The organism is Streptomyces swartbergensis, from assembly GCF_002148965.1.
Lineage (GTDB): Bacteria > Actinomycetota > Actinomycetes > Streptomycetales > Streptomycetaceae > Streptomyces > Streptomyces swartbergensis.
Genome location: NZ_NGFN01000016.1, coordinates 1 through 24,597, shown reverse-complemented (window position 1 = coordinate 24,597; position 24,597 = coordinate 1). Strand labels below are relative to the sequence as shown.

Here is a 24,597-nt window from a genome sequence, read left to right as displayed (position 1 = left end):
TCGTCCTTACAGGACTCCCGTGGGTACGTTATGCGGTACGGTCGTACCCAGGTGCAAGGGTCGGTCTTCCGGCCCGTACGACCACCCGCCGCTTCCGGCGGGGAGCTCATGGGAGAGTGCTGCGGTGACGGCCGAAACCGACTCGCGTGACCGACGCCCGCGCCGAACGGCGCGCAGGCGGGTCGTCGACACTCGTCGGCGGGACGAACTGCTGCGCCAGGCCGAGGCGATCATCCTGGCCGAAGGCTTCACCGCGGTCACCATGGACGAGCTCGCCCAGCGATTGGGATGCTCCAAGGCGACGCTGTACAGCCTCGCCTCCACGAAGGAACAGCTGGTGCTGGCGGTCACCCGCGCCTTCTTCCGGGATGCGACAGCCGAGATCGAGCAGGCAGTCCAGGCCGAGCCCGACCCCAGGCAGCGCATCCGGGTCTACCTCACCGGCGTCGGCACGGCCATGCGCCGGCATTCCCACGCCTTCTACGACGACATGGTGGGCTACGAACCGACCGCACAGATCTACCGCCAGAACTCCGCCGCCGCGGCGCGCCGGGTCCACGAACTGATCGAGGAGGGCGTGCGGTCCGGCGTTTTCCGCGCGCTCAACGGGCATTTCGCGGCCCAGGTCGTGGCGGTCACCATCGACGCGGTCCAGTCGGGGGTCCTCCTGGAAAGTACCGGCCTGACGGCCGGCGACGCCTTCTCCGAGCTCGGGGACCTCCTGCTGGACGGGCTCAGTTCGGGGCAGGGCGCATCCGAGCCTCCTTCCACAGCTGTCCGCTCGCCGGGGGATCAGGTCTCGGCGCCCAGGTAGAGCCCGGCGGGGCGCCCCGGGGCGTCAGGCGCAGTCGGCGTTCGTGTAGGGCGTTACGCGGCCGACGCTCTCTTTGAGGACGAGGTCGAGCAGTCCGGGGAACCGCTGGTCCAGTTCTTCCTTGCGCAGGGTGTTGATACGGCGTGTGCCTTCGTCGTGCTGCCGGATGACACCGGCCTCGCGCAGGACGCGGAAGTGGCGGGTGAGTACGGACGGGGTCACGTCCCTGGTGAAGCCGTTGCACGCCAGACCAGGAGAGGCGGCGAGAGTGACGACGATGGTGAGCCGCGTCTCGTCGGTCAGCGCGCCCATGATCTTGAAGAGATCGAGGTCATCCATGTCGGGGTGGATGAGCGGGGACGCGGTGCGGCTGGCCATGAGGGAAGGATAACGCCAAGCTTATGTTCGCGTTGGCGCGTACATGGGCTACAGTGCAGGAACGGGCTCGGCCGGAAGAAGGCAGCCGGGCGCGCAACCCCCGCTAGGAGAACCACGGCATGACCACTGTTGCTGCGTACGCCGCACCCGCCGCCAACGCTCCGCTGGAGCGCACCACCATCGAACGTCGTGCGGTGCGCGAGTTCGACGTGCTGATCGACATCAAGTTCGCCGGTATCTGTCACACCGACATCCACCTGGTCCGCGAGGGCTGGGGCGAGGCGATCTTCCCGATGGTCCCGGGCCACGAGATCGCGGGCGTCGTCTCCGAGGTCGGCCCCGGCGTCACCAAGTACAAGGTCGGCGACCGTGTCGGCGTCGGCTGCCTGGTCGACTCCTGCCGCGAGTGCGACAACTGCAAGGCCGGCCAGGAACACCACTGTGTACGGGGGGCCGTCCAGACGTACAACGCCATCGGCCGTGACGGCGAGATCACCTACGGCGGCTACGCCACGCACGTCGTCGTCGACGAGAACTTCGTCGTCCGTATCCCCGACGGGCTGTCCCTGGACGTCGCCGCGCCGCTGCTGTGCGCGGGCATCACCACGTACGCGCCGCTCAAGCAGTGGGGTGCGGGACCCGGCAAGAAGGTCGCCGTGGTCGGGCTGGGCGGTCTCGGCCACGTGGGCGTCAAGATCGCGCACGCGCTGGGCGCGGAGGTCACGGTCCTCTCCCAGTCGCTGCGCAAGAAGGACGACGGCCTGAAGCTGGGCGCCGACCACTATTACGCGACCAGCGACCCGAAGACGTTCGAGGAACTCGCCGGTTCCTTCGACCTCATCGTCTCCACGGTGTCCGCGCCCCTGGACCTCAGCGCCTACCTCGGCCTGCTGAAGACGGGCGGCGCCCTGGTGAACGTGGGCGTCCCGGAGGAGCCCATCGCCTTCCACCCGTTCTCCCTCATCGGTGGCAACAAGATCCTCGCCGGTTCGATGATCGGCGGCATCCCCGAGACCCAGGAGATGCTGGACTTCTGCGCCGAGCACGGGATCGGCGCGGAGATCGAGCGGATCGCCGCCTCCGAGATCAACCAGGCGTACGAGCGGGTGCTGGCGAGCGATGTGCGGTACCGGTTCGTGATCGACAACGCGACCATCTGAGACCCGTCGCACGAGCGGGGGCCCGGCGGATGATCCGCCGGGCCCCCGCAACTGTCGCAGGTGGTCGCGCTTGAACGATCGACACCGAGCCCGACGGAGACTACGGTGCGATCCCCTCCGTCGCCCCGCGCCGGCCGGAGAGCGAGTTCGAGGGCCGGCAGATGGGATGCGGTTGCGCCGGAGCTGACGCAAGCGGGGTCGGGGTCCCCTGGTTGAAGGGGCCCCGACCCCGTTTCCGCCGTGGACAACAGACAAGCCCAAACCCCGCCCATGACTTCCGCCCGGACACCCGCTCCTCGTCCGCGTCCGAGGAGTCCCGCCGGTCGCTCAGCGTGGCGCGCATCGGGCGCGCGGCCGGTTCCGCCCCCGACGTGCCAGGCCCAGTCGCCGCCGCTGTCCGTCGGGCAGCGCATCGGGGAGACCGGCCATCGCGGTTCACTCCCCGGCCGCGTCCGAGGCGACCTGGGCGAGGGTGCGGCCGGACATGGCCGAGCGCGCCCGGCGCGGATCGGGAGCTCCGTGCGTCCGGGCCCGGTCCCCGGCCCGCTTCACCAGCAGCCAGGCCTCCTCGCCGTCACCGTCCTGACCGCTGCGGAACCGGGTCAGGGCGTACTCGCCGCGCAGTTTCGCCCCGCTCAGCCGGAACGTGGCGTGCCCGCGCTCCAGTGACTCCGCGAAGTCGACGGGCCGTCCCTTGCGGTCGTGGCTCAGCGGCTCGTACGTGCCGTGGTCCCAGACGATCACCGTGCCGCCGCCGTACTCGCCGCGGGGGATCACGCCCTCGAACTCCTCGTACTCCAGCGGATGGTCCTCCGTGGGCACGGCCAGCCGCTTGTCCTTCGGGTCGGCCGAAGGACCCTTGGGGATCGACCAGGACTTCAGGACGTCGTCCACCTGCAACCGGAAGTCGAAGTGCATGGTGCTCGCGTCATGGATCTGCACCACGAACCGGGGCCGGTCCCCGGCCGGCTCCCCGCTGCCCCGGGGCTCGCCGGTTCGGTCGAAGTCGCGCTTGCCGCGGTAGTCCCGCAGCCGGTCCCGCTCAGCCACCTGCGGCTCCTTCCTGCCTCGCGGACCCCGGGTACCCGTCAGAACTCCTCGTGCACCTCGGGGTCCCCGCCGACGCGCCGGTGCGTCCGGTCCGCGACGGCGGTCATCTCGGCCTCGCTCAGCTCGAAGCCGAAGACGTCGAGGTTCGCGCGCTGCCGCTCGGGATTCGCCGACTTCGGGATGGGCACCGCGCCGAGCTGCGTGTGCCAGCGCAGCACGACCTGCCCGGCCGTCACCCCGTGCGCCTCGGCGATCCGCGCCACGGCGGGGTCCTGAAGCAGCGATGTGCCCCGGCCCAGCGGGCTCCAGCTCTCGGTCAGGACGCCCTTGCCCGCGTGGAAGGCGCGCAGGTCCTCCTGGGTCAGGAAGGGGTGCAGCTCGATCTGGTTGACGGAGGGCAGCACCCCGGTCTCCTTCTCCAGCCGCTCGATGTGCCCGGCCGTGAAGTTGGAGACGCCGATCGACCGGACGAGCCCGTCCTCGCACAGCTTGATCATGGCCTTCCACGAGTCGACGTACCGGTCCACCCGCGGCAGCGGCCAGTGGATCAGGTACAGGTCCACGTACTCCAGGCCCAGACGGGCCCGGGACTCCTCGAAGGAGGCGAGGGTCTCCTCGTAGCCGTGGTGCCGACCCGGGAGCTTCGTCGTCACGACGATCTCCTCGCGCGGCACCACGCCGGAGGCCACGGCCCGGCCGACCCCCGTCTCGTTGCGGTAGTTCACCGCCGTGTCGATCAGGCGGTAGCCCGCCTCCAGGGCCGAGAGCACCGCCTGCTGTGCCTCGTCGTCGCCGAGCGGCCAGGTGCCCAGGCCCAGGGCGGGGAGCGTCGTACCGTCGTTGAGCGTGTGCGTCGGGATGCTGATCACCGTCGGACCTTCCCGTTGGCTGTGTCGTCTGTCTGTGTCGTCCCTCCAGCGTCACGGATAGGGTGAGCAATGATCAACCGGACGGACGGGTGGGGGATGAAGGCGGCGGACGGCATGGGCAGCGCCGAGGGAAAGCGGGCCACCGGATCGGGGCGTCCCACCTCGCGGGACGTCGCCCGGCTCGCCGGCGTGTCGCACACCGCGGTGTCCTTCGTGTTCAACGGCCGCGCCGAGGGCAACCTCTCGCCAGCCACCCAGGAGCGCATCCGGCAGGCCGCGGTCCAGCTCGGCTACCGGCCCGACCCCGTCGCCCGCGGCCTGCGCCGCAGCCGTACGGCCGTGATCGGCCTGGTCACCGACGAGATCGCCTCCTCGCCGTTCGCCGGGCGGCTGCTGCGCGGCGCCATGGACACCGCCTGGGCCGGCGAGCACCTGGTCCTCACCGTCGACTCCGGCGGCGACCCGGCCAAGGAGGACGCGGCGGTTGCCGAACTCCTCGACCGGCGCGTCGACGGCATCATCTACGCGGCCATGTCCCTGCGCCGCGTCCGCATCCCCGAGGGACTGCACCGCACCCACTCCGTGCTGGCCAACTGCCTGCCCGAGGACGACTCGCTGCCCGCCGTCATCCCCGCCGAGCGCGCCGGCGGCCGTACGGCGGCCCGGCTGCTGCTGGAGCAGGGGCACCGGCGGGTCGCGCTCGTCGGCGGGCAGGACGACATCGCCTCGGCGGAGCGGCTGCGCGGCTTCCGCGACGCACTGCGCGCCGAGGGCATCACCGTGCCCAGGGACCGGGTCGTACGGACCGGAGGCGAGATCTCCGGCGGCTACCAGGGCGCCGTCCGCCTCCTCGACGGCACCCCGGCCGACCTCCGGCCCACCGGGATCTTCGCCTACAACGACCGGGTCGCGGCGGGCGTCCTGCACGCCGCGACCCGGCTTGGGATCGCCGTACCCGGCGACCTGTCGGTGGTGGGCTACGACGACCAGGAGCACATGGCCGCGTACCTCACGCCGCCCCTCACCACCGTCGCGCTGCCCCACCGGGAGATGGGCGAGGCCGCCGCCCGGCTCCTCCTCGACTCCATCGCCACCGGCCGGACCCCGCCCGCCACCGTGCGGCGCCTGGCCTGCCCGGTGATCAGCCGTGCGTCGGTGGGACCAGCTCCCATCCGGTGACGGACGCGCCGGACGACACCCTCAACTCCCGTACGTCATCGGGCCGGTGGTAGACGCGCTCGGTGATCGAGGCGCGGTCGTCGACGAACAGTTCGTACAGCGAGCCGTCGACGAGGGCGCGTACGGTGAGCTCCTCGTCAGGCGGCACATGGACGACGATCGGCGCACCGGCCTCTTCACGGGGCCAGTCGCCCCGATCCAGGGTCACGGTGCCCTCCGCCGGGTCCAGCCGGACCGTCAGCTCGGCGCCCGAGGAGGACCGCAGAAGACTCACGGTGGTGCGACCGCGGGCGCCGACCGTCAGGTCGTAGGCCGCCGGCAGCGCGGCCCGGCCCGGGGCGGTGACGAACGGTTCGGCGGCGTGGAGGCGGTGCAGCTCCGGGGCCGGGACCACCCGCAGCGCCCCGTCCGGGTGGACGTCGACGACCCGGGGAGCGGTCAGGACGCCGGCCCAGTCGGCCTCGCCCTGCTCGCGGGCCTCCCACGACCAGCCCCACATCAGGGCCCGGTCCGGCTCCTGGAGCACGGCGGGCGCGTAGAAGTCGCGGCCGTGGTCGAGCAGGCCGCCCGCCCGGGCCGAGAAGCGCAGCTCCCTGTCCAGCCGTCCCGTCAGATAGCCGGTGGTCCACGGGTCGCCGTCCCACAGGGACACGACCAGCACCCACTCGCCGCTCCGCGTCGCGTACAGCTGCGGGCACTCCCAGCCGGTCGCCCGGTCGCCGAACGCCGCCGCGGCGGCCGGGTCCCGGCCGTCCAGGAGCACACCCGCGAAGCGCCAGTCGGTCAGGTCGTCGCAGTCGTACAGCAGGACCGACGGCGTACCGTCGGCGTGCCCCGCGCCGACCAGCGCCCACCGCCGGCCGTCGTGCCGGAAAACGAACGGGTCGCGGAACATCACCACGTCCAGACCCTCGGGCGGGCCCGGCACCACCGGCGTGGGCAGGGGAGTCCAGTCGGTCAGCGCGGGGTCGTCCGGATCCGCCGCCCGGGCCAGACAGATCGTGCCGAGCCCGCTGTGGTCACGGTCGACCCCGGTGTAGGCGGCCGTCGGCACGCCCCCGTCGTCGACCACGCACCCGGACCAGCAGCCCGCCTCGTCCGGGCCGCCCGGGGTCGGGGTGAGGGCGATCGGGTGGTGCTCCCAGTGGGCGAGGTCGGGGCTGGAGGCGTGGCCCCAGTGGACGTTGGCGTGCACCGGGGCGTCGGGGTTGTGCTGGTAGAAGAGGTGGTAGCGGCCGCGCCAGCGGAACGGGCCGTTGGGGTCGTTCATCCAGTTGGCGGGCGGGCGCACCCGGAAGCGCGGGGCGTGCGGATCCTGCGGGGGAGCGGCGAGGTTCAACGGTTGACTCCTGCGGACGTGATGCCCTCCCGCAGAGGGCGCTGGCCGACGACGAACACGGCGACTGCGGGGATCATGGAGAGGACGACACCGGCGAGCACCACGGAGACGGAGCCGGTGCCGAGGTTGCCCTGCAGGGAGACCAGACCCAGCGGCAACGTGTAGTTCTGGCCGGACGTTTCGAGGATCAGCGGCCGGAAGAACTCGTTCCAGTGGTAGTTGAAGGCCAGGACGCCGACGATCGCGAGGCCCGGCGCGGCCAGCGGGGCGTACACCGACCGGAACGTCCGCCACGGCCCGGCACCGTCCAGCATCGCCGCCTCCCCCAGATCCTTCGGCATGCCCAGGAAGTACTGCCGCATCAGGAACGTGCCGAACGCCGTCGGGAAGGCCGGGATGATCAGCCCGAGCAGGGTGTCGGTCAGGCTCATCGACTTCAGGACCAGGAACACCGGCACGATCGTGACCTGCAAGGGCACCATCATCGTCGCCAGGACCAGGGCGAACAGCGGCTTCTTGAAACGGAACTCCAGGCGGGCGAAGGCGTATCCCGCCAGCCCCGCCGTGATCATCTGGCCGACCGCGATCAGACCCGTGACCAGCGTGGAGTTGAGGGCGAGCAGCCACACGTCGATCTGGCCGAACACCCCCCGGTACGCCTCGGTCGACGGATCGGACGGGATGAGCTGCGGCGGCAGGTCGAACGCCTCGGCGGGTGTGCGCAGCGAGGTGGACACCGTCCACACCACCGGGCCGAGCGTGAGCAGGGCGCACACGGTCAGCCCGGCGATCCGCGCCCACGGCGCCAGCCCGTGGCGCGCACGGCTGAAGGGCAGGGTTGCTTGGCTCAAGGGACTCACCCGGCTCACTGGTAGTGGACGAAACGCCGGCTGAGCCGGAACTGGAGGGCCGTGACCGCCATGATCAGCACGAACAGCAGCACACCCACCGCGGACGCCTCACCGAAGCGGAGCTGCTCGAACGCGGTCTCGTAGATCACCATCACGACCGTGCGGGTCGAGTCGCCGGGACCGCCGTTGGTCAGGACGTACGGCTGCTCGAAGACCTGGAGCGCGTTGATGATGCCGACCACCGAGGCGACCAGCAGCGTCGGCGACAGCAGCGGCAGGGTGACGGAGAGGTGCTTGCGCAGGCCGGTCGCGCCGTCCAGGGCGGCGGCCTCGTGGATCTCCTTGGGGATGTTGTTCAGACCGCCGACGAACAGCAGGAACGAGAAGCCGAACTGCTGCCAGACGTAGACCAGCACCACGGTCGCCATCGCCGCGTTCTCCGACGTCAGCCATGGCACCGGCGCGATCCCGACGAAGCCGAGCAGCCAGTTGATCACCCCGAAGTCCTGGTTGAACAGGTACTTCATCACCACCGAGATCGACGCGGCGGACAGCACCAGCGGGAAGAAGAACGCCGAGCGGAACACCGACCGCAGCCACACGGGCATCCGCCCGGTCAGCGTCAGGGCGAGCGCCAGCGCGACGAGCAGTTGCAGCGCCACCGCCAGCACCATGAAGACGAGGGTGTTGCGGAAGGACACCAGCACGGTCTCGTCGCCGAACACCGCGCCGTAGTTGGAGCCGCCGGCGAAGCGCGGCGAGTCGATCACGTTCCAGTGGAAGAGGCTCAGCACCACCGAGCCGACGATGGGGACGACCGTGAAGACGACGATGCCGACGATCGTCGGGGCCAGGAACAGTGTGGCCAGCAGCCGGGTGCCGCGGTCGCGCGCCGAGGGACGCGGTGCGGCCTTGGCGGGCGGGGCCTCGGGCCGTTCGGCTCGCGTCGGCGGTATCTGGGTGTTCGTCATACGTCACGCTCCATGGCCTTCTCCAGGTCGCCCTGCAACCGGCGCAGCGCGGGACGCACCGAGCGCGAGGAGGCCAGGGCCGTGCCGGTGTGCTTGAGCAGCAGCTGCTCGACCTCGGCGACCTGCGGCGGCGCCGGGATCGGTCCCGTGTCGGGGAACCGGTCGAGGGTGTCGTAGAAGACCTGCCAGTGCGCCGGGCCGGTCTCCTTGTAGCGTCCGGCGGTCAGCATCGAGCGGCGGGCCGGGGTGGTCTGGTTCGTCGTGAACAGCCGCGTCAGGGTGTCCTTGCGGGCCGCGTACTTGATGAACTCCCAGGCTTCTTCCTGCCTCTTGGAGGTCCGCAGCAGTGCGTAGCCCGCCGCGCCGTACTGCATGCGCTGGGTGCGCCAGCGCGGGAAGTACTGCACGTCGAACCCGTCCCGCTCCATCCCCGCCAGGTGCAGGCCGCCCGCCCAGAAGCCGCCCGCCGGGGTGACACCGACCCGGCCGGTGGAGAACACGCCGATGAGGTTCTGGCCGTTGCCGCCCTCGGGGCGGGTGCACAGGCCGTCCCGCACGAGGGAGGCGAGATAGTCGTAGACCTCCTCCACCCGGTCGTGCGTGGCCTGCGGTGTCGTCCACCGGAAGCCGCCCCCGCGGCCTCTGCTCTGGTCGGCCGGGTAGAAGGAGTCCCACAGCCACTCGCCGCCGGGCGCCTTGGACTCCGCGAGCAGATTGGTGCCGTTCGCGAACAGCCAGGGCACCACGCCGCCCCACAGCCGGTTGGTCCAGAAGTAGGGCGTGAAACGGGAGCCGCTCGCCTTCTTCATGTCCCGCAGCAGCGTCGTGAAGTCGTCGCGGGTCCAGTCGGCCGGCGGGTACTGTGCCCCGGCCCGGCGCAGCACCTGGCGGTTGAGGTACATGTCGGCCGCGTTGAACTCCACCGGCAGCTGGAAGAGGCTGCCCTCATACATCATCGACTCCACCAGCGACGGGTGGACGTCGGCGAAGTACTCCTTCAGCTCGGCCGCGTCCCGCTTCACCCACTTGTCCAGGGCCACGCCGAGCCGCTGCGCGAACAGCTGCACGCCCTCGGTGGCCACGTACACCAGGTCCGGGGCGGTGCCCGCGGCCACCTGCGTGAGGATCTTCGCGAAGAAGTCCGACCAGTCCACGGCCTGCACCGCGTTGATCTGGAGCTTGATGTCGGGGTGCAGCTCGCGGAAGCCCTCGCGGAGCGTGCGGATGGCCTCCGGCCCGTAGGCGGGGCCCAGTGTGGCGACGACGAGGGAACCGTCGTCACGTCCGGGGATGTCGGCTCCGGTGAGCCGGTCCCAGCTCGCGGCGGTGCCGCCCAGGGCGGCGGCACCCGCGCCGTAGGCGCCGTACCGCAGCAGCGTGCGGCGGGTGGGGTGCGAGTCGGTCATCGTGGGGCCTAACTCGTGTTAGTTGAGGACTGATGCCCCAGATGATGTGAGCGCCGCCCAGACGTGTCAAGACCGCGTGACCGCTTGACCTTTAACGAGTTAGGTCCCACAGTCCTGAGGCACATGAGCCACCGTTTCCGACGAGAGGAACGAGGTGTGATGGGCGGGATCACGAGGAGGGCCCTGTTCGCCGGGTCGGCCGTGGGCACGGCCGGCGCGTTGCTGCCCGCGGCGGCGGGCACGGCGGAGGCCAGGCCACGGAACGGCTGCGTGAGCTACCGCGCGGCCTACCACTTCACCGTCCCCGAGCAGTGGAAGAACGACCCGCAGCGCCCGGTCTGGATCGACGGCGCGTATCACTACTACTACCTGCACAACGCCGACTACCTGTCCGGCGCGATCGGCACCGCCTGGCGGCTGGCCACCAGCACCGACCTGGTCTCCTTCACGGACCGGGGGATCGCCGTGCCCAAGGACACCACCCCCAACGGCGATGTCTGGTCGGGCTCCGCGGTGGTCGACACGGAGAACACGGCGGGCTTCGGGGCGGGGGCGGTCGTCGTCCTGGCCACGATGTCGCCGCACGACGGTCCGAGCGACCAGGCGCAGTACCTGTACTACTCCACCGACGGCGGCCGGACGTTCACCCCGCACGGCACCGACCCGGTGCTGCCCAACCCGGGCGTGCGCGACTTCCGCGACCCGAAGGTGATCCGCGACGAGGAACGCGGCCGGTGGGTGATGACCCTCGCCGAGAACGACAAGGTGGGCTTCTACCACTCGGCCGACCTCACGTCATGGACGTACGTGGGCGGCTTCGTCAAGAGCGGGATCGGCGTGCTGGAGTGCCCGGACCTGTTCCGGATCCGCGCCGGGGACGGCACGGCCAAGTGGGTGCTCGGGGTGAGCGCCAACGGCAAGGGAGCCGGGCTGCCCAACACGTACGCGTACTGGACTGGCTCCTTCGACGGCAGCGCCTTCACGGCCGACGCCGAAGAGCCGCAATGGCTCGACCACGGCTGGGACTGGTACGGGGCCGTCACCTTCGAGAAGCGGACGGCGAACGGCGCCCTCGACGAGCGAACGCGCTACGCGATCGGCTGGCTGAACAACTGGGACTACGCCCACATCACACCCACCATCGACAGCGACGGCTTCAACGGCACCGACTCGATCGTCCGCGAGATCACGCTGAAGCGCGCGGCCGACGGCACGTACCACCTGGCGTCCCGGCCGGTCGCCGCGCTCGACCGGTACGTCTCCCGCACGGTGCGGCTCGGCGATCTGGAGGTCGAGGGCACCCGCGTCCTCGACTACCGGGGCACGGCCTACGAACTGACCTGTGAGATCACCTGGGACCAGCTCACGGGCGCGGGAGTGCAGCTGCGGCGCTCCCCGGACGGCGTCCGGCACATCGACGCAGGCGTCCACCGCGACTACGCCTACCTCAACCGCCGCCCCACCGTGTCACCCGACCTGTCGGGCAGATGGCAGGAGAGCCGGAGCCCCTTCGACCCGGCCCGGCGCACGGTGAGTCTCCGCCTCCTGGTCGACCGCACATCCGTGGAGCTGTTCCTCGACGACGGCCGGTACGCGCACGCGTCGGCGGTCTTCCCGTACCTGGTCGACACCGGGCTCGCGCTGTTCACGGTCGATGGGAGGGCGGTGTTCCGGAACACGGTGATCCGGGAATTCGAGGTGTGAGGGGCGCTGGTGCGGTGTCGCCTCGGGCGGGGATCGCTGTCACGATCTTCCGGAAGGCACGACCACGCCCACGACCTGCGGAGTGCGCATGACGACGGACAGCCCGATGACGGACGAGGCGGTGCGGGACGCCGGGATGGAGGTCAAGCCGGTCGCCGGGCACATCGGCGCCGAGATCGGCGGGGTCGACCTGGCCGCGGACCTCGACGACGCGGTGGTCGCCGCGCTCAGGGCGGCGGTGCTCCGGTGGAAGGTGGTGTTCTTCCGGGGACAGCGGCTGGACCACGCCGGGCACGTGGCGTTCGCGCGGCGGTTCGGGGAACCGGTCGTGCTGCCGCGGCGCGGCAAGGCCTCGCCCCCGGACTTCCCCGAGATCGAGACGACCGCCGACCGGCTGGAGCTCGGCGGGCGGTTCGGCATGGAGCACGACGAGTGGCTGCGGCGCCGCCGCCACACCCTGCTGCGCGGCTGGCACTGCGACCACGGCGCCCGCGTCGACCCGCCCGCCGCGACGATCCTGCGCGCCGAGACCGTGCCGCCCTACGGCGGCGACACCACCTGGTCGAACCTCGCGGCGGCCTACGCCGGACTCTCCGCGCCCCTGCGGGAGTTCGTCGACGGCCTGCGGGCCGAGCACCGGCTCGGCGTCGGCTACCAGCCCCGGCCCGGCGACGACGCGTACGTCCGCCACCTGCTGGACCGCCAGGTCGCCTCGCTGCACCCCCTGGTGCGCGTTCACCCGGAGACGGGCGAGCGGATCCTCTACGTCAACGGCTACTACGTCGAGCAGATCGCCGGCCTCTCCCGGCCCGAGAGCGGCGCGATCCTGGACATGCTGCTGGAGCAGGCGGTCCGGCCCGAGTACACGGTCCGGTTCCGCTGGGAGCCGGGCAGCGTGGCGTTCTGGGACAACCGCGCCACGATGCATCTGGCCCCCGGCGACACCGCACACCTCGACCACCCGCGGATCATGCACCGGGTGATGCTCGCCGGGGACGTGCCCGTGGGGGTGGACGGCAGGGCGTCGGAGCCGGTCACGGGGACGGCACCCGGCCGCTGGTGACACGAACCCATCCGTGAGTCGCGATGAGTTTTGCGGTGTCCCGTGGTCGTACTGTCGAACCCCTTACTCAGGAGGACACCGATGCGCAGCGTGACCTATTCGATGAACGTCTCACTTGACGGCTACATCGTCGGGCCGGACGGCGGCTTCGACTGGACGGCGCCCGACCCGGATGTCTTCCGCTTCTGGATCGACGAGATCCGGGAGGTCGGCGTCCACCTGCTGGGACGACGGCTGTACGAGACGATGCTGTACTGGGAGACCGCCGACCAGGAGTCATCGCTCGACGACTCCGAGCTCGAATGGGCCGCGCTCTGGAATCCGCTCCCGAAGGTGGTGTTCTCCACCACGCTGTCGGAGGTGCAGGGCAACGCCCGCCTGGCCTCCGGCGGCCTGGCGGAGGAGATCCAGCGGTTGCGGGCCGAGCCGGGGGAGGGCGACATCGCGATCGGCGGTGCGACTCTCGCCGCCGAGGCGGCCGGGTCGGGTCTGATCGACGAGTACCGGGCCATGGTCTACCCGGTGCTGGTCGGCGGAGGCATTCCGTTCTTTCCCCGGAGCGAGCGCCGGGTGGATCTCGAACTCGTCGAGACCCGCACCTTCAACTCGGGAGTCGTCTACCTCCGCCACCGCGTGGCACGCTAGACGCCCGGTCGCCAGCCCAGTGCCGGGCCGAGTTTCGTCGCCATGTCGGTGAGGATCTGGACGTAGTCCTCGTGCTCGAAGGTGAACGGGAGCGCGAACGCGACCTCGTCCACCTCCCGGAACGCGGCGTGCGCGTGCAGTCGTCCGGCGATCTCCTCCGAGGTCCCCACCAGGTCCGGCGCGAACAGCAGCCGCGCCGGGCCCTGCGGTGCGGCCGTACGGGGAGCGCGTTCGGCGGCGTACTTCTCGTAGCGGGCGCGCTGCTCGGGCGAGGCGGAGTCCGTGGGGATGACGACGAGGCCCTGCGAGACGCGGGCGGCCTCGCCGTCGGGGTGGGCGGCCCGGAACGCCTGGATGTGGGAGAGCTGGATCTGCGCGAAGTCGGGGGGCCCGTCGGGGTCTTCGGCCTTCACGACGCTGCTGGTGAGGAGGTTCATGCCGTGCTCGCCGGCCCACCGGGCCGACCGCAGGCTGCCGCCGCCGTACCACATGCGGCGGCCCAGGCCGGGGGAGTGGGGCTGTACCCGGTCGGAGAACGTCTCGAAGCCTTCCGTCCCGCTGAAGTCCGTCACCGGCTCGCCCCGCACGAAGTCCAGCAGCCGCTCCACCCGCCCATAGCCGAAGTCCTCGGCGTCGGCCGTGCCCGGGTAGAGCGCGCCCTTGACCTGGTCGAAGTGCATCGGCGGGCCCACGCTGACGCCCGGGTTGAGCCGGCCGCCGGACAGCAGGTCGACGGTGGCCAGGTCCTCGGCGAGGCGCAGCGGGTTCTCCCAGCCGAGCGGAATGACAGCCGTGCCGAGTTCGATGCGGCGAGTGCGCTGGGAGGCCGCGGACAGGACGGCGACGGGGGAGGAGATGCCGTACTGGAGATGGCGGTGGCGTACCCACGCGCTGTCGAAGCCGAGCCGCTCGCCCAGCTCGATGATCTCCAGCGTCGACTCGTGGCCGCGCCCCGGATCCGCCTCGTCGAACAGTCCGATGGTCAGGAAGCCCAGCTTGCGCAGCGGTCGTGGGGTCGGTGGCACGGGCCCTCCATCATTGAACATTCAATGGTGTACGGCTGTGCCAACCCGGCAGCGGCCCGCGCTGTTCCCGCCGCACCGGATCCAGCGTCTGCCGGATCAGCGTCACCGGGTCAGCGCAGCGGGATCGTCACCTCGTCCTCGACCGGCGGGTCGAGTTCCTGCGCGCGGTTGCCGGTGGCCGCGAAGCAGCGCAGCCGGATCGCCTCCGGGGAGACGTCCAGGCGCAGGAAGCACTTGAAGAACGGCGGGCTGTACGTCGCCGAACTCGGGGAGAAAAGCGACGTGTAGATCTTCCGCACGGGCAGCCGGAACCGCTTGGCCCGGTCGGGTCGGCGGCCGGTGCCGAGCAGCCCGGCGACCAGCCGGACGCGCCGGGTGACGCGGGTGGCCGCGCCCGGGACACGGGTCGGCGGGATGCCCAGGCGCTCGGCGGTCACGGCCGTCGCCTCCGCCTCGGTGAGCGTGAAGAAGCGGGGCATGCGCAGCCGGCGGCCGTAGAGCCGGCTGTAGAAGGCCAGGGAGTCGCCGCGCAGCGGATAGCAACGGAAGTCCCGCTCCGTCACGTTCGCGACGTCGACGCGGGGGATGGTGTGGGTGGCGTGCATGAACGCTCCGCCGCCGCCCGCGACCACGTACTGGAGGGTGCGTCCGTCGTCCAGCCGGACGGGGTAGCGCTGGTAGTTGTGGATGTCGCCGCCGATCGCCGCCACGTAGTGGTGCGCCGGGTCGCGGACGATGTCGTCGACGGTGCCGCCCCCTTCGATGGCGCACGGCTCGTGTCGGCCGTCCACGTACAGGGGAGATCCGGTGACCAGGATCTTCGGGCGGGGTCCCCGGGAGACCTCGCGCAGCCAGGCGCCCTGCTCGGCGTCGAGGGTGCCCAGCAGGCCCGTGTCGATGCCTATGATCCGTACCGGTCCGGCGTCGATCGCCCAGTACGGGCCCGGCTGGAAGGCCTGTTGGGCGGGAGCGGACCGCAGTGCGCGGGCCTCGGCGAGGTGGTGACCGTCGTCGGGACGCGGCCGGTGCCAGAGCAGGGACCGCAGCCAGGCCCGGGTCAGGGGGCGTGGCCGGGGTTCGGGCGGCAGTGGCGGGGCGTCGCCGCAGAAGACGCGCATGAAGCCGCCGAGGTCCTCGTACCAGTCGTGGTTGCCGGGTATCGCGTAGATCGGCGCCTGGTAGTCCCGGTACGGGCGGAAGAACTTGGTGCCGTAGTCGTCCGCGCTGCCCACCGGGTAGATCACGTCACTGGCCAGCACGGCGAAGCTGGTGTCCTGACCGGTTTTCAGCAAACCTGGCACGACGGCGTACTGGGGGTCGTCGCCCTCGCCGGTGTCGCCGATGACCAGGAAGGAGAACCGGTCCGGGTCGTGGCGCCGGATCACCTTGTCGGCCGGTGCCCCGGCGGCCGCGCGCTGTGCCACCCACCGGCCGCGGGTGCGGCCGGTCGGGTCCCCGAACCAGGAGGCCAGCACGCCGTTGCGGGCGGCCCACAGCATCTTCGGGTCCAGCCAGGAGATCTTCTCGGCCTTCGGAGGCATCAGCTGCTGGTACGCGCCGCGTTCGCCGGTACCCCAGCCGGCGCCCTCGGCGGTATCGCGTGAGGAGTCGGACACCGCTGCACCGTAACAATGATCTACGAGCCGTCCGCGGGCGGGTCGTTCACCGGCCGCGGGTGGGCGAGTCCGTGTCGTGCCACGAAGTGCGCGGCGAGGGGATGGAGTTGGCGGCCCGGCCGCTGGCGGAGGCGCCCGGGTGCGGGGCGGGGTTCCGGTTCCCGGCCCGCTCGCCGTGTACCAGCAGTGGGTCGAACATGACCACGACCCCGGCCAGCAGCAGGAAGACGACCGGCCCCAGCAGCATCGGCAGCAGCAGGGACAGGGGCGAGTCGCCCTCCCACGTCCCGCCGGTCGTGTCGTGCACATGGACGTTGACGGCGGCCATGCCCGTGTAGTGCATTCCGGACACCGCCACGCCCATCACCAGGCTCGCCCCGACGCTCGTCAGGAAGCCGCGGATCGTGACGGCCGCCCACAGTGCGGCGGTCGCGGCGGCGATGGCGATCAGCACGGACAGTACGACGCGGACCGGGTCGTAGCCGATGTCGCCGTGCAGCCGCATCGCGGCCATGCCCAGGTAGTGCATGGCCGCCACCCCCAGTCCGGTGACGACACCCGCGACCGTCAGGGTGACACCGCCCGTGCCGCGGTAGCCGACGATGAACACGCCGATGCCCACAACGGCGACGGCCACGACGAGACTGAGCACCGTCGTGGCCGCGTCATAACGGACCCGGGTCTCCTCCACGTGGAAGCCGATCATGGCGATGAAGTGCATCGTCCAGATGCCGCACCCGATGGAGGCGGCGCCTAACGCCAGCCAGCCGGGCTTCCCCGACCGCGCGTCGGGCAGCGAGCGCACGATGCACCGCAGGCCCAGCGCCCCTCCCAGACAGGCCATCAGATACGCCGCCACCGGGGTCACCGCACCGTAGCGGAACCCGTCGACCGTGCCGTCCATGAGCCAACTCCCCCCGAGTCATGGCTGATTTCCAGCAAGGTCTACGCGCAGGGGTCGAGGGAAAGCAAGCCCTTACCGTCGGTAGGGCGGCAACTTCTGTTCGGCAGGAGTCGATTGAGGTCAGAATGTGCGCTTCAGCAGGTCGAGCAGAGCCGACCAGTGCCGCTCGTCGGCCTCCTTGTGGTACGACGCGGTGTCGGCCTGCGTGAAACCGTGGGGCGCCCCGGCGTACACCTCGCACCGGTGGCGGACGCCTGCGGCGGTCAGAGCCTCCTCAAGGCGCTCGATCTGCTCCTGGGGCAGCGAGGGGTCCTGGTCGGCGTGGCCGAAGTACAGCTCGGCGGTGACCTTGCCGGCCACCAGGTGCGGGCTGTCCGGCGTGTCCGTCGCCAGCCGCCCGCCGTGGAAGCCGGCCGCGGCCGCGACCCGCTCGGGGTAGGTCCCGGCCGTGAGCAGCGACAGGCGCGCCCCCATGCAGTAGCCGGTCAGCGCGACCGGACCGTCGGCCACCGCGGGCGATTCGGCCAGCAGGCGCAGATAGGCACCGGCGTCCCGCATCGCCCGCTCGGGCGTCAGGGCCTGCATGACCGGCATGATGCGCTCGAATATCTCCGGCCGCGCCCCCGGGTCGATGAACTCGGGCAGATCGAACAGCGGGGCGCGGCCGTGCCGGTAGAACACGTTGGGCACCAGCACCGTGTAGCCCTCGCCGGCCAGCCGGTCGGCCATCGACCGCAGTCGGGGACGCAGTCCGAAGGCGTCCATGTAGAGCAGGACCGCCGGGTGGGCGGCCCCGTCGGCGGGGTGGGTCAGATACGCGTCGGCGGTGCCGTCCTCGGTGGGGATGTCGACAGCGGTTCCCTGTACGGCGGTCATGGCTGTGCTGCCTCTCTGCGGGGTCTCGGCCAGGACCCGTCCGCGTGACCGGGCGGATCACGGGCATCGTGACACGCCGCTTCCCGGGGCATTTCGCCCACCCCCCGTAGGCGGTGCAACCGTGAACGCCCCTTGGCGCGCCCTTTACTCGAACCGTGATGTGTCGCCCGCGCCGTGCCGCACGATCTCGGCCTCACCGCCGGAGAAGTCGATCACCGTCGTCGGCTCGGTGCCGCAGTCACCGGAGTCGACCACCCCGTCCAGCGCGTGGTCGAGCAGGTCCTTGATCTCCCAGCCCTGCGTCATCGGCTCCTCCTCGCCGGGCAGCAGCAGGGTGCTGGACAGCAGCGGCTCGCCGAGCTCGGCGAGCAGGGCCTGGGTGACGACGTGGTCGGGGATCCGCACGCCGACCGTCTTCTTCTTGGGGTGCTGGAGCATGCGCGGCACCTCCTTCGTCGCGGGCAGGATGAACGTGTAGCTGCCGGGCGTCGACGCCTTGATCGCGCGGAACACGTCGTTGTCGATCCGCACGAACTGGCCGAGCTGCGCGAAGTCCTGGCACACCAGCGTGAAGTGGTGCCGGTCGTCCAGCTTGCGGATCGTCCGGATCCGCTCGATGCCGTCACGGCTGCCCAGGCGGCAGCCCAGTGCGTAACAGGAGTCCGTGGGGTAGGCGACAAGAGCGTCCGCACGGATGCTGTCGGCGATCTGGCCGATGGTGCGGGGCTGGGGGTTGTCGGGGTGCACATCGTAGTACTTCGCCATCCGTCGAGCTTATGCCGCCCGCGGGGTGCGGCGGCGCAGGGTGGGGTGTCGGCCTCCGGGCGGGTGCCGGGGCGCGTTCGCCCGGGATGAGAGCGCGGGACGTGTGAGGTAACGTCCCCGACCGGTGCGCCGGAGGCGGCGCGAGGAGCGAGGGGAAGGCCGAGGTGGCTGGCCGAGAGGACGGGAACCGGCAGCGGGAGACGCCGGCCGGGCCGGGTCCGGCGTGGGCGCAGGAACTGCTCGAGCACCTGCGCCCGGCGGGGCGGGACCTGCGCAGGGTCGTGGACTGGCTCTCCGGCGCCGTGCGCGGGTCCGTGGCCCTTCAGGACGCCGCCGGGAACCTCATGGCCGGAACCCGGCTCCCGCTGGACGAGGACCTCGTCACGGACATCACGGCCGGCCGGATCGCCTCCGCCGCCTGGGAGAGCCGGGAGCGTCATCTGCGGCTGGTCAGGGTGGAGCACCCGTCCCGCACCTGTGTCCTGGCCGTCTCCCGCGAGACCCCCTTCGACCGCCGGGCCTCCGACGTCGTCACCCACACCGCCCAGGTGATCGAGCTCCTGCTGGCCGCGCGCGAGTCGACCGCGGCCGGACACCGCCTCCGGCGGGCCACCTCCGACCTGCGCCTGGCGATCCTGCAACTGCTGATGGTCGAGGACACCATCGCCGCCCGCCGCGTCGCCGCCGGACTCTGGCCGGGACTGCTCGACGCCGAGACGGCGTGTGTGTACGTCGTCGAGTCCGACCCCGCCCTCCGTGACCGCATCGCCGAGGAGTGCCTGGACAGCACCAGGGAGGACGCCCTGGTCGTGCGCTGCCCGGCCATGGACGGCCACGTGATCGTCGTCGGCCCCCGCGACACCACCGGCGAGGCCCTGCGGTCACTGGTCGGCCGGCACCCGGACATCTTCCTCGGCGGCAGCGTCCGGCAGAGCCTCGCCCGGACCGCCACCGCCTACGGGCAGGCCGTCAGCGCCCTCGCCGTCGCCCACTTCCGGCCCGACAAGACCGCGGTCTACGCCGAGCGCACCCACCCCGAACGCCTCATGGACCCGGAAGGGCTGCGCGGCTGGACGGCCCGGGTGCTGCGCCCGCTCGACACCCTGCCGCACCACACCCGCGCCGAACTCCTCGCCACCACCCGCCTCGGCCTGGAATTCACCGCCGTCAACGCCGCGAAGGTCCTCGGCGTCAGCCGCAACACCGTCCGCGCCCGCATGGAACGCGTGGAAGCCCTGCTCGGCACCGACTTCGCCGACCTCACCGTCCGGGCCGTCGTCCACCTGGCGCTCAACACCCAGATCGGCCTGCCCGACGCCGAGTTCACCGGCGGCACCGCGGACTCCACGCTGCGTCTCTGCGACCTGCTGTCCGGGCCCGCCGTACGCACCTGGGCACAGCACCTGCTGGGCCGGCTGGACGCGGACGCCAGGAACCCGCGCCGGACGCTGCGCACCTGGATCGCCGTCGGCGGCAACGCCGAACGGGCCGCGCAGGCCCTGGGCATGCACGCGCAGACCGTGCGCGAGCACGTCCGCAGCGCCGAACCCGTCCTGGAACGCCAGCTGCTCGCCGCGGGCACCGACCTGTACGAGGTCGTGCTGGCCCATCTGGCCGTCGGCGACCTCGATCTGCCGGTTCTTCACCGCCACGACTGACCGGCTTGCCTCTGAGGCAACCGGTTGGCCCGGTCGGGGCGGGACGAATCCGGGCCATCCGGACTCAGCTGTGCACGGGTGAGCCCTGTTGAGTACGTAACGGGCATCGACGCGATTCCCAAGGCCTCCGCCATGGACGTAGGTTCGACGAGCCGCGGGGGCTCGACCGGAACGGGGGACCGGTCGCGCTCCCGCGAGCCGCCCCGTGAGGCGGCGTCCCTCCGGTGGCCTCAGCCCCGCAGCCGCACCGGGATCTCCTGCCAGCCGAAGGCGATGAAGGACGGCACCTGCCGCAGGCCCTCGTCGCCGGTGGCCAGGCTCAGGCCGGGGAAGCGGTCGAACAGCGCCGGCAGCGCGGTCAGCGCCTCCAGACGGGCCAGGGGCGCCCCGATGCAGCGGTGGACCCCGATCCCGAACGCCAGATGGTCGTCGGCGGCACGCGTGGCGTCGAAGACATCGGCGTCCCGCCCGTAGTGCTCGGGGTCGAGCCCCGCGGCGGCGTACGTCGTGATGATGGCGTCACCGGCCGGGATCGTGACGCCGCCGACGGCGAGGTCGGTGACGGCGAACCGGAGCGGCAGCGCGGCGATCGACGGGTGCGCGCGCAGCGTCTCGTCGACGACGGCGTCCCAGCCGATCTCCCCGGACCGTACGGCGGCGAGCTGCTCGGGGCGGCGCAGCAGGGCGACGGCCGCGTTGCCTATCAAGTTGACGGTGGTCTCGAACCCCGCCCCGATGACCAGCAGCAGCGTGTACAGCAGCTCCTCCTCGCTGAGCCGGTCGCCGTCCTCGTCCCGGACCCGGATCAGCTCGGTGGTCATGTCGTCAGCGGGGTGCGCGGCCTTGTACGCGATCAGCGCGGGCAGCACCGTGCCGATCTGCCGCTGCACGGACGCCGCGTGCTCCGGGCTCGGGTCGGAGGTGTCCATGATGGCCGCGACGAGCCGGCCGGTGTCCTCCCGCAACTCGTCGGGCACGCCGAACAGTTCGCAGATGATGCGCATCGGCAGCGGATGCGCGAACCCCTCCTTGAGGTCCACGACCTCGCCGTCGGCCACGTCGAGCGCGTCCAGCAACTCCGCGGTGATCGCCTCCACCCGGGGCCGCATCGCCTCGGTGCGGCGGTGCGTGAAGCTGGGCGCCACCAGCTTGCGCAGCCGCGCGTGGTCCGCGCCGTAGGCGGAGAGCATGTTGACCACGCCCACCCAGCCCAGGATCCAGCCCCAGGACGGATGTTCGCCGATCTCGGGCCACAGCCGCCAGTGCAGCCGCGGGTCCTTGCTGACCCGCGGGTCGAGGATGAGTTCCTTCAGCGTGTCGTAGCGCGTGGGCGCCCAGGCGGGGATCCCGCCGGGCAGCTCCACGGGCACGATCGGGCCGAGGGCGCGCAGCCGGGCGCTCTCGGCGGCGATGTCGGCGCCTGAAGGGTCGAGAGCGATGCGGTCGGTGACGGTCACGGTTGTCCTCCTGGCCGGTCGGGGGAGCGGGGGCTGAAACGGACGGGCAGCGCCGTCAGCGAGCGGTGGAACGGGCCGGGCCGCCAGGTGAGGCGCTCGCGGGGCAGTACGGGTTCGAGGTCGGGCAGCCACTGGGTGAGCCGCTCGATCGCCTCGGTGGCGATGAGCAGCGTGTGCTGCTTGACCGGGCAGGCGTGCGGGCCCGCAGACCAGGACAGGTGGGAAGCGTCGCCCGGGTGCCGGTCCGCGCCGCGCTCCTGCTCGGTGGCCTGCGCCAGCGCCCCGTACGAGATCACCACCGGCACCGCCGCCCTGATCCACACGCCGTGGAAGGTCAAGGGTGTGCGGGCGTAGTGGATGCCGTAGTTGGCGAGCGGCGTCTCGTGGTGCAGCACCTCCAGCACCGCGTCCGTCACCGGCCGGGCGCCGCTGGTGAGCGTCGAGTAGTAGGCCGGGTTGCCGAGGACCCGGGACAGCGCGTTGGACACCAGGTTGGCCGTCGGCTCGTGGCCCGCGCCGAGCGTGAGGAACACCTGCCAGGTGACCTCCTCGGGCGTCAGCCCCGCCGGATGGTCCAGCAGCCAGCTCGGCAGGTCGTCGCCGCGCCGCTCCGTCTTGGCCGCGATCAGCTCCAGCACGTACCCGCCGAACTCCGCCTCGCCCTGTGCCGCCTGCGCGCCGCCCTCGATCAGCTTGCCGAGCGCGGCGTCGAGCCGGTCGCTCGCGCTGTCCGGCAACCCGAACAGGCTGTTGAACACCAGCGCCATCAGCGGCCGGGTGAACTCGCCGACCAGGTCGGCCTCGCCCCGCGGCCCGATCCGGCTCACCAGCAGGTGCACCGCCCGGTGCACCCGGGCCCGCAGGTCGTGCGGCTCCACCAGGTCGAAGGCGTCGATGAGGGTGGTGCGGTAGCGGATGTGGGCGGCGCCGTCGGCGAACAGGGTGTTGGGCCGCCAGCGCATCATCCCGAGGACGGGGGAGTCGTCGGGGACGGTCGCCTCCCATGGCCGGGGATCGTGCGAGAACGTCTTCGTGTCGTGCAGCAGATCCAGCGCCGCGCGCCGGTCCGTGACGACGTACGCCGGCACACCGGGCGCGAGTTCCGCCCAGCCGACCGGGCCCTGGGCGCGCAGGGCGGCGTAGTACGGACGGGGGTCGCGGGCGAAGCCGTCCTCCCACAGGCGGACGGGCGCCGCGAGGGAGAAGGCCTGTTCGGCGGGGGACGGGTGGATCACCGGTGCTCCGCGGGTCGGTGGTCGATCAGGTGCTGGACGAGGGTGAGCAGGGAGTCGATCGAGGAGTCCGCCTCGCGCGCGTCGCAGGTCACCATCGGGGTCGTCGGTTCCAGGTCCAGGGCGGCGCGCAACTGCTCGGGCGTGTGGTGCCGGGGCGCGTCCGGGAAGGTGTTGAAGGCGACCGCGTACGGCAGCCCGCTCTCCTCCACCAGCCCGAGCACGTCGAACGAGGCGTCGATCCGGCGGGCGTCGACCAGCACGAGCGCGCCGAGCGCCCCGTGGGCGATGTCGTCCCACAGCGACCGGAACCGCTCCTGGCCGGGCGTGCCGAACAGATACAGCACGACCCCGCCCGGCAGGCTGATCCGGCCGAAGTCGATGGCGACCGTGGTGGTCGACTTGTCCCGGACCCCGGCGAGATCGTCGACCTGCGCGGACGCCTCGGTGAGCTGCTCCTCCGTGTGCAGCGGGCGGATCTCCGAGACGGAGCCGATCAGGGTGGTCTTGCCCACCCCGAAAGGCCCCGTGACCAGGATCTTCACCAGGTCGCGGGCGGTGTCCGGGAGATGGACACCACCGCCGCCGGCGGTGGTGTCAACGGTGCTTGAGGTCGCGGAGGCCATCGGCCACTCTCTTCAGCAGGTCGGGGTCGAAGCGCCGGGCGGGCGGGATCGGCGCGCGGGCCAGCACCAGGTCGCGGTCGATGAGGTCGGCGGCCAGCACCAGCACGGCGGAGACGGGCAGCCGCAGCAGGGCAGCGGCCTCCACCACCGTCAGCGACCCGTGCTCCAGTTCCTCCAGCAGGGCCGCCTGCGCGGCGGGCAGATCGGCGGGAGCCGGCTCGCCGCTGCCGGTGAGGACCGAGAGCCGCTCCAGATGGGCGCGGCTGGGCCGGGCCACCCCGCCGGTCGACAGATACGCGGGAACCAGGGGACGGCCGCCTCGGCGGCCGGTCATGCCGGCGTGTCGCCGTCGGCCCCTCGGGGCCCGGCGGCCATCGCCTTCTCACCGAGGCGCGCGACCTGCGAGTGCACCCGGTGCGCGAGCAGGTCCAGCCGCACCTCGGGATCGCCGTACGCGGCCACGCAGGTGCCGTGGTCCGTCGGCACGATGAGCACATAGCCGTGGTCCGACTCGATGACGACCTGCCGGATGTCGGCCCGGTCGGTGTCGGCGAACGCCGCCGCCGCGGTACGGCACGCGCCCTGCACGGTGCTGGTGATGGCGGCGACCCGCTCGGCCGACGGCTGCGACAGCGCGTCGGTGTAGCCCGTCACGAGCCCGTCCCGGGTGAGCAGGACGGCGGCCACGACGTGCGGCACCTCCAGGACCGGTTCGAGCACCCAGGCCGTGTCCCCCGTCGCGCGGCTGGTCATCGAGCCGTTCCCCCCTCGTGGTCGTCGTTCCGGTCTCGGCCGGTGTCGTCGGTCGCCCCGTCGGCCGTGGTCGCGGCCGGGGCATCATCAGGTACGGCTGGAACGGCGCCGGTGTTCGGCCGGGCGGCGAAACGTGCGGCAGCCGTGCCGGACTGGAGGGCGCCGAGGGCGGCGGCGGACTCCTCGGGGCGCCGGGGCCGGCGCTGTGGTGCGGGTGCGGGTGCGGGTGCGGAGGCCGGGGCGTCCGGCGGGGGCG

24 protein-coding genes and 1 pseudogene are annotated in these 24,597 nt (G+C 71.8%); 7 read left to right on the top strand and 18 right to left on the bottom strand.

What is annotated here, in order from left to right:
- The first annotated feature begins 124 nt into the window (after positions 1-124).
- A complete protein-coding gene (locus CA983_RS04865; RefSeq protein ID WP_244206645.1) occupies positions 125-814 on the top strand; it encodes a TetR/AcrR family transcriptional regulator in 690 nt (229 codons plus the stop codon).
- Positions 815-838: 24 nt separating this feature from the next.
- Here the strand turns inward: CA983_RS04865 and CA983_RS04860 are convergent, their stop codons facing one another.
- The gene (locus CA983_RS04860) at positions 839-1,192 is read right to left on the bottom strand and encodes an ArsR/SmtB family transcription factor (protein WP_086599643.1); all 354 of its coding nucleotides are present in this window, start codon (positions 1,190-1,192) and stop codon (positions 839-841) included.
- Positions 1,193-1,311: 119 nt separating this feature from the next.
- Here CA983_RS04860 and CA983_RS04855 point away from each other — a divergent pair, with 119 nt between their 5' ends.
- Positions 1,312-2,352 (top strand): NAD(P)-dependent alcohol dehydrogenase, encoded by a 1,041-nt coding sequence (locus tag CA983_RS04855; RefSeq protein WP_086599642.1) that lies wholly within the window; start codon positions 1,312-1,314, stop codon positions 2,350-2,352.
- Positions 2,353-2,787: 435 nt separating this feature from the next.
- On the opposite strand, the gene CA983_RS04850 is transcribed toward CA983_RS04855, so the two are convergent.
- Together CA983_RS04850 and CA983_RS04845 are read right to left on the bottom strand one after the other, a co-directional pair.
- Entirely contained in the window at positions 2,788-3,402 is a 615-nt protein-coding gene (locus CA983_RS04850) for a DNA polymerase ligase N-terminal domain-containing protein (RefSeq protein ID WP_086599641.1), read from the bottom strand.
- Positions 3,403-3,440: 38 nt separating this feature from the next.
- Positions 3,441-4,271 carry an aldo/keto reductase gene (locus CA983_RS04845; protein WP_086599640.1) on the bottom strand — a complete coding sequence of 277 codons (831 nt, stop codon included), beginning with the start codon at positions 4,269-4,271 and terminating at the stop codon, positions 3,441-3,443.
- 114 nt (positions 4,272-4,385) lie between these two features.
- On the opposite strand from CA983_RS04845, the gene CA983_RS04840 reads away from it, so the two are divergent.
- The gene (locus tag CA983_RS04840; protein ID WP_208636888.1) at positions 4,386-5,450 is read left to right on the top strand and encodes a LacI family DNA-binding transcriptional regulator; all 1,065 of its coding nucleotides are present in this window, start codon (positions 4,386-4,388) and stop codon (positions 5,448-5,450) included.
- On the opposite strand, the gene CA983_RS04835 is transcribed toward CA983_RS04840, so the two are convergent.
- From CA983_RS04835 to CA983_RS04820, 4 genes are read right to left on the bottom strand one after another with little or no spacing between them, the layout of a single operon-like run.
- The gene (locus CA983_RS04835; protein WP_086599638.1) at positions 5,413-6,789 is read right to left on the bottom strand and encodes a glycoside hydrolase family 32 protein; all 1,377 of its coding nucleotides are present in this window, start codon (positions 6,787-6,789) and stop codon (positions 5,413-5,415) included. The two genes, CA983_RS04840 and CA983_RS04835, sit on opposite strands and share 38 nt — an antisense overlap.
- Positions 6,786-7,640: a carbohydrate ABC transporter permease gene (locus CA983_RS04830; RefSeq protein ID WP_086599637.1), complete on the bottom strand. Its 855-nt coding sequence runs from the start codon at positions 7,638-7,640 to the stop codon at positions 6,786-6,788. The genes CA983_RS04835 and CA983_RS04830 overlap by 4 nt, the downstream gene beginning before the upstream one ends.
- A gap of 14 nt (positions 7,641-7,654) precedes the next feature.
- On the bottom strand, positions 7,655-8,611 hold the full coding sequence (locus CA983_RS04825) for a carbohydrate ABC transporter permease (RefSeq protein ID WP_086599636.1): 957 nt from the start codon (positions 8,609-8,611) through the stop codon (positions 7,655-7,657).
- Complete coding sequence (locus CA983_RS04820; RefSeq protein WP_086599635.1) at positions 8,608-10,017, bottom strand: extracellular solute-binding protein; 1,410 nt, start codon at positions 10,015-10,017, stop codon at positions 8,608-8,610. Before CA983_RS04820 ends, CA983_RS04825 begins: the two co-directional genes overlap by 4 nt.
- Positions 10,018-10,176: 159 nt before the next feature.
- On the opposite strand from CA983_RS04820, the gene CA983_RS04815 reads away from it, so the two are divergent.
- The 3 genes from CA983_RS04815 to CA983_RS04805 all read left to right on the top strand — a co-directional run bounded on the left by CA983_RS04815 (position 10,177) and on the right by CA983_RS04805 (position 13,429).
- On the top strand, positions 10,177-11,721 hold the full coding sequence (locus tag CA983_RS04815; RefSeq protein ID WP_086599634.1) for a glycoside hydrolase family 32 protein: 1,545 nt from the start codon (positions 10,177-10,179) through the stop codon (positions 11,719-11,721).
- Between the two features lie 88 nt (positions 11,722-11,809).
- The gene (locus CA983_RS04810) at positions 11,810-12,784 is read left to right on the top strand and encodes a TauD/TfdA dioxygenase family protein (RefSeq protein ID WP_086599633.1); all 975 of its coding nucleotides are present in this window, start codon (positions 11,810-11,812) and stop codon (positions 12,782-12,784) included.
- A gap of 81 nt (positions 12,785-12,865) precedes the next feature.
- The gene (locus tag CA983_RS04805; RefSeq protein WP_086599632.1) at positions 12,866-13,429 is read left to right on the top strand and encodes a dihydrofolate reductase family protein; all 564 of its coding nucleotides are present in this window, start codon (positions 12,866-12,868) and stop codon (positions 13,427-13,429) included.
- Here CA983_RS04805 and CA983_RS04800 read toward each other — a convergent pair.
- The 5 genes from CA983_RS04800 to CA983_RS04780 all read right to left on the bottom strand — a co-directional run bounded on the left by CA983_RS04800 (position 13,426) and on the right by CA983_RS04780 (position 18,615).
- On the bottom strand, positions 13,426-14,454 hold the full coding sequence (locus CA983_RS04800; RefSeq protein ID WP_086599631.1) for an LLM class flavin-dependent oxidoreductase: 1,029 nt from the start codon (positions 14,452-14,454) through the stop codon (positions 13,426-13,428). The genes CA983_RS04805 and CA983_RS04800 overlap by 4 nt on opposite strands.
- A 110-nt stretch (positions 14,455-14,564) precedes the next feature.
- A complete protein-coding gene (locus tag CA983_RS04795; protein ID WP_086599630.1) occupies positions 14,565-16,070 on the bottom strand; it encodes a metallophosphoesterase family protein in 1,506 nt (501 codons plus the stop codon).
- A gap of 46 nt (positions 16,071-16,116) precedes the next feature.
- On the bottom strand, positions 16,117-16,974 hold the full coding sequence (locus CA983_RS04790; protein ID WP_086599629.1) for an MHYT domain-containing protein: 858 nt from the start codon (positions 16,972-16,974) through the stop codon (positions 16,117-16,119).
- Between the two features lie 120 nt (positions 16,975-17,094).
- Positions 17,095-17,850, bottom strand: coding sequence for a dienelactone hydrolase family protein (locus tag CA983_RS04785; RefSeq protein ID WP_086599628.1), 756 nt, complete (start codon positions 17,848-17,850; stop codon positions 17,095-17,097).
- 144 nt (positions 17,851-17,994) lie between these two features.
- Positions 17,995-18,615, bottom strand: a complete 621-nt coding sequence (locus CA983_RS04780; protein ID WP_167407331.1) for an L-threonylcarbamoyladenylate synthase — start codon at positions 18,613-18,615, stop codon at positions 17,995-17,997.
- A gap of 164 nt (positions 18,616-18,779) precedes the next feature.
- Between CA983_RS04780 and CA983_RS04775 the strand changes: the two genes are divergently transcribed.
- Positions 18,780-20,273, top strand: coding sequence for a helix-turn-helix domain-containing protein (locus CA983_RS04775; protein WP_086599627.1), 1,494 nt, complete (start codon positions 18,780-18,782; stop codon positions 20,271-20,273).
- A 230-nt stretch (positions 20,274-20,503) separates the two neighbouring features.
- On the opposite strand, the gene CA983_RS04770 is transcribed toward CA983_RS04775, so the two are convergent.
- From CA983_RS04770 to CA983_RS04745, 6 genes and pseudogenes are all read right to left on the bottom strand, one after another.
- A complete protein-coding gene (locus CA983_RS04770; protein ID WP_086599626.1) occupies positions 20,504-21,730 on the bottom strand; it encodes a cytochrome P450 family protein in 1,227 nt (408 codons plus the stop codon).
- Positions 21,727-22,965 carry a cytochrome P450 family protein gene (locus tag CA983_RS04765; RefSeq protein ID WP_086599625.1) on the bottom strand — a complete coding sequence of 413 codons (1,239 nt, stop codon included), beginning with the start codon at positions 22,963-22,965 and terminating at the stop codon, positions 21,727-21,729. Before CA983_RS04765 ends, CA983_RS04770 begins: the two co-directional genes overlap by 4 nt.
- Positions 22,962-23,588: a GTP-binding protein gene (locus CA983_RS04760; protein WP_086599624.1), complete on the bottom strand. Its 627-nt coding sequence runs from the start codon at positions 23,586-23,588 to the stop codon at positions 22,962-22,964. The genes CA983_RS04765 and CA983_RS04760 overlap by 4 nt, the downstream gene beginning before the upstream one ends.
- Positions 23,560-23,922, bottom strand: a complete 363-nt coding sequence (locus tag CA983_RS04755; protein WP_086599623.1) for a DUF742 domain-containing protein — start codon at positions 23,920-23,922, stop codon at positions 23,560-23,562. Before CA983_RS04755 ends, CA983_RS04760 begins: the two co-directional genes overlap by 29 nt.
- Positions 23,919-24,341, bottom strand: coding sequence for a roadblock/LC7 domain-containing protein (locus CA983_RS04750; RefSeq protein WP_037673550.1), 423 nt, complete (start codon positions 24,339-24,341; stop codon positions 23,919-23,921). Before CA983_RS04750 ends, CA983_RS04755 begins: the two co-directional genes overlap by 4 nt.
- Positions 24,338-24,597, bottom strand: a pseudogene (locus CA983_RS04745) (ATP-binding protein); the annotation flags it as partial. The gene CA983_RS04750 and the pseudogene CA983_RS04745, both read right to left, overlap by 4 nt.

Coding starts and splice junctions, on each gene's coding strand:
- CA983_RS04860 (WP_086599643.1), bottom strand. CDS start 1,192: ATGGCCAGCCGCACCGCGTCCCCGCTCATCCACCCCGACATGGATGAC.
- CA983_RS04855 (WP_086599642.1), top strand. CDS start 1,312: ATGACCACTGTTGCTGCGTACGCCGCACCCGCCGCCAACGCTCCGCTG.
- CA983_RS04840 (WP_208636888.1), top strand. CDS start 4,386: ATGGGCAGCGCCGAGGGAAAGCGGGCCACCGGATCGGGGCGTCCCACC.
- CA983_RS04825 (WP_086599636.1), bottom strand. CDS start 8,611: ATGACGAACACCCAGATACCGCCGACGCGAGCCGAACGGCCCGAGGCC.
- CA983_RS04820 (WP_086599635.1), bottom strand. CDS start 10,017: ATGACCGACTCGCACCCCACCCGCCGCACGCTGCTGCGGTACGGCGCC.
- CA983_RS04815 (WP_086599634.1), top strand. CDS start 10,177: ATGGGCGGGATCACGAGGAGGGCCCTGTTCGCCGGGTCGGCCGTGGGC.
- CA983_RS04810 (WP_086599633.1), top strand. CDS start 11,810: ATGACGACGGACAGCCCGATGACGGACGAGGCGGTGCGGGACGCCGGG.
- CA983_RS04805 (WP_086599632.1), top strand. CDS start 12,866: ATGCGCAGCGTGACCTATTCGATGAACGTCTCACTTGACGGCTACATC.
- CA983_RS04790 (WP_086599629.1), bottom strand. CDS start 16,974: ATGGACGGCACGGTCGACGGGTTCCGCTACGGTGCGGTGACCCCGGTG.
- CA983_RS04785 (WP_086599628.1), bottom strand. CDS start 17,850: ATGACCGCCGTACAGGGAACCGCTGTCGACATCCCCACCGAGGACGGC.
- CA983_RS04780 (WP_167407331.1), bottom strand. CDS start 18,615: ATGGCGAAGTACTACGATGTGCACCCCGACAACCCCCAGCCCCGCACC.
- CA983_RS04760 (WP_086599624.1), bottom strand. CDS start 23,588: ATGGCCTCCGCGACCTCAAGCACCGTTGACACCACCGCCGGCGGCGGT.
- CA983_RS04755 (WP_086599623.1), bottom strand. CDS start 23,922: ATGACCGGCCGCCGAGGCGGCCGTCCCCTGGTTCCCGCGTATCTGTCG.
- CA983_RS04750 (WP_037673550.1), bottom strand. CDS start 24,341: ATGACCAGCCGCGCGACGGGGGACACGGCCTGGGTGCTCGAACCGGTC.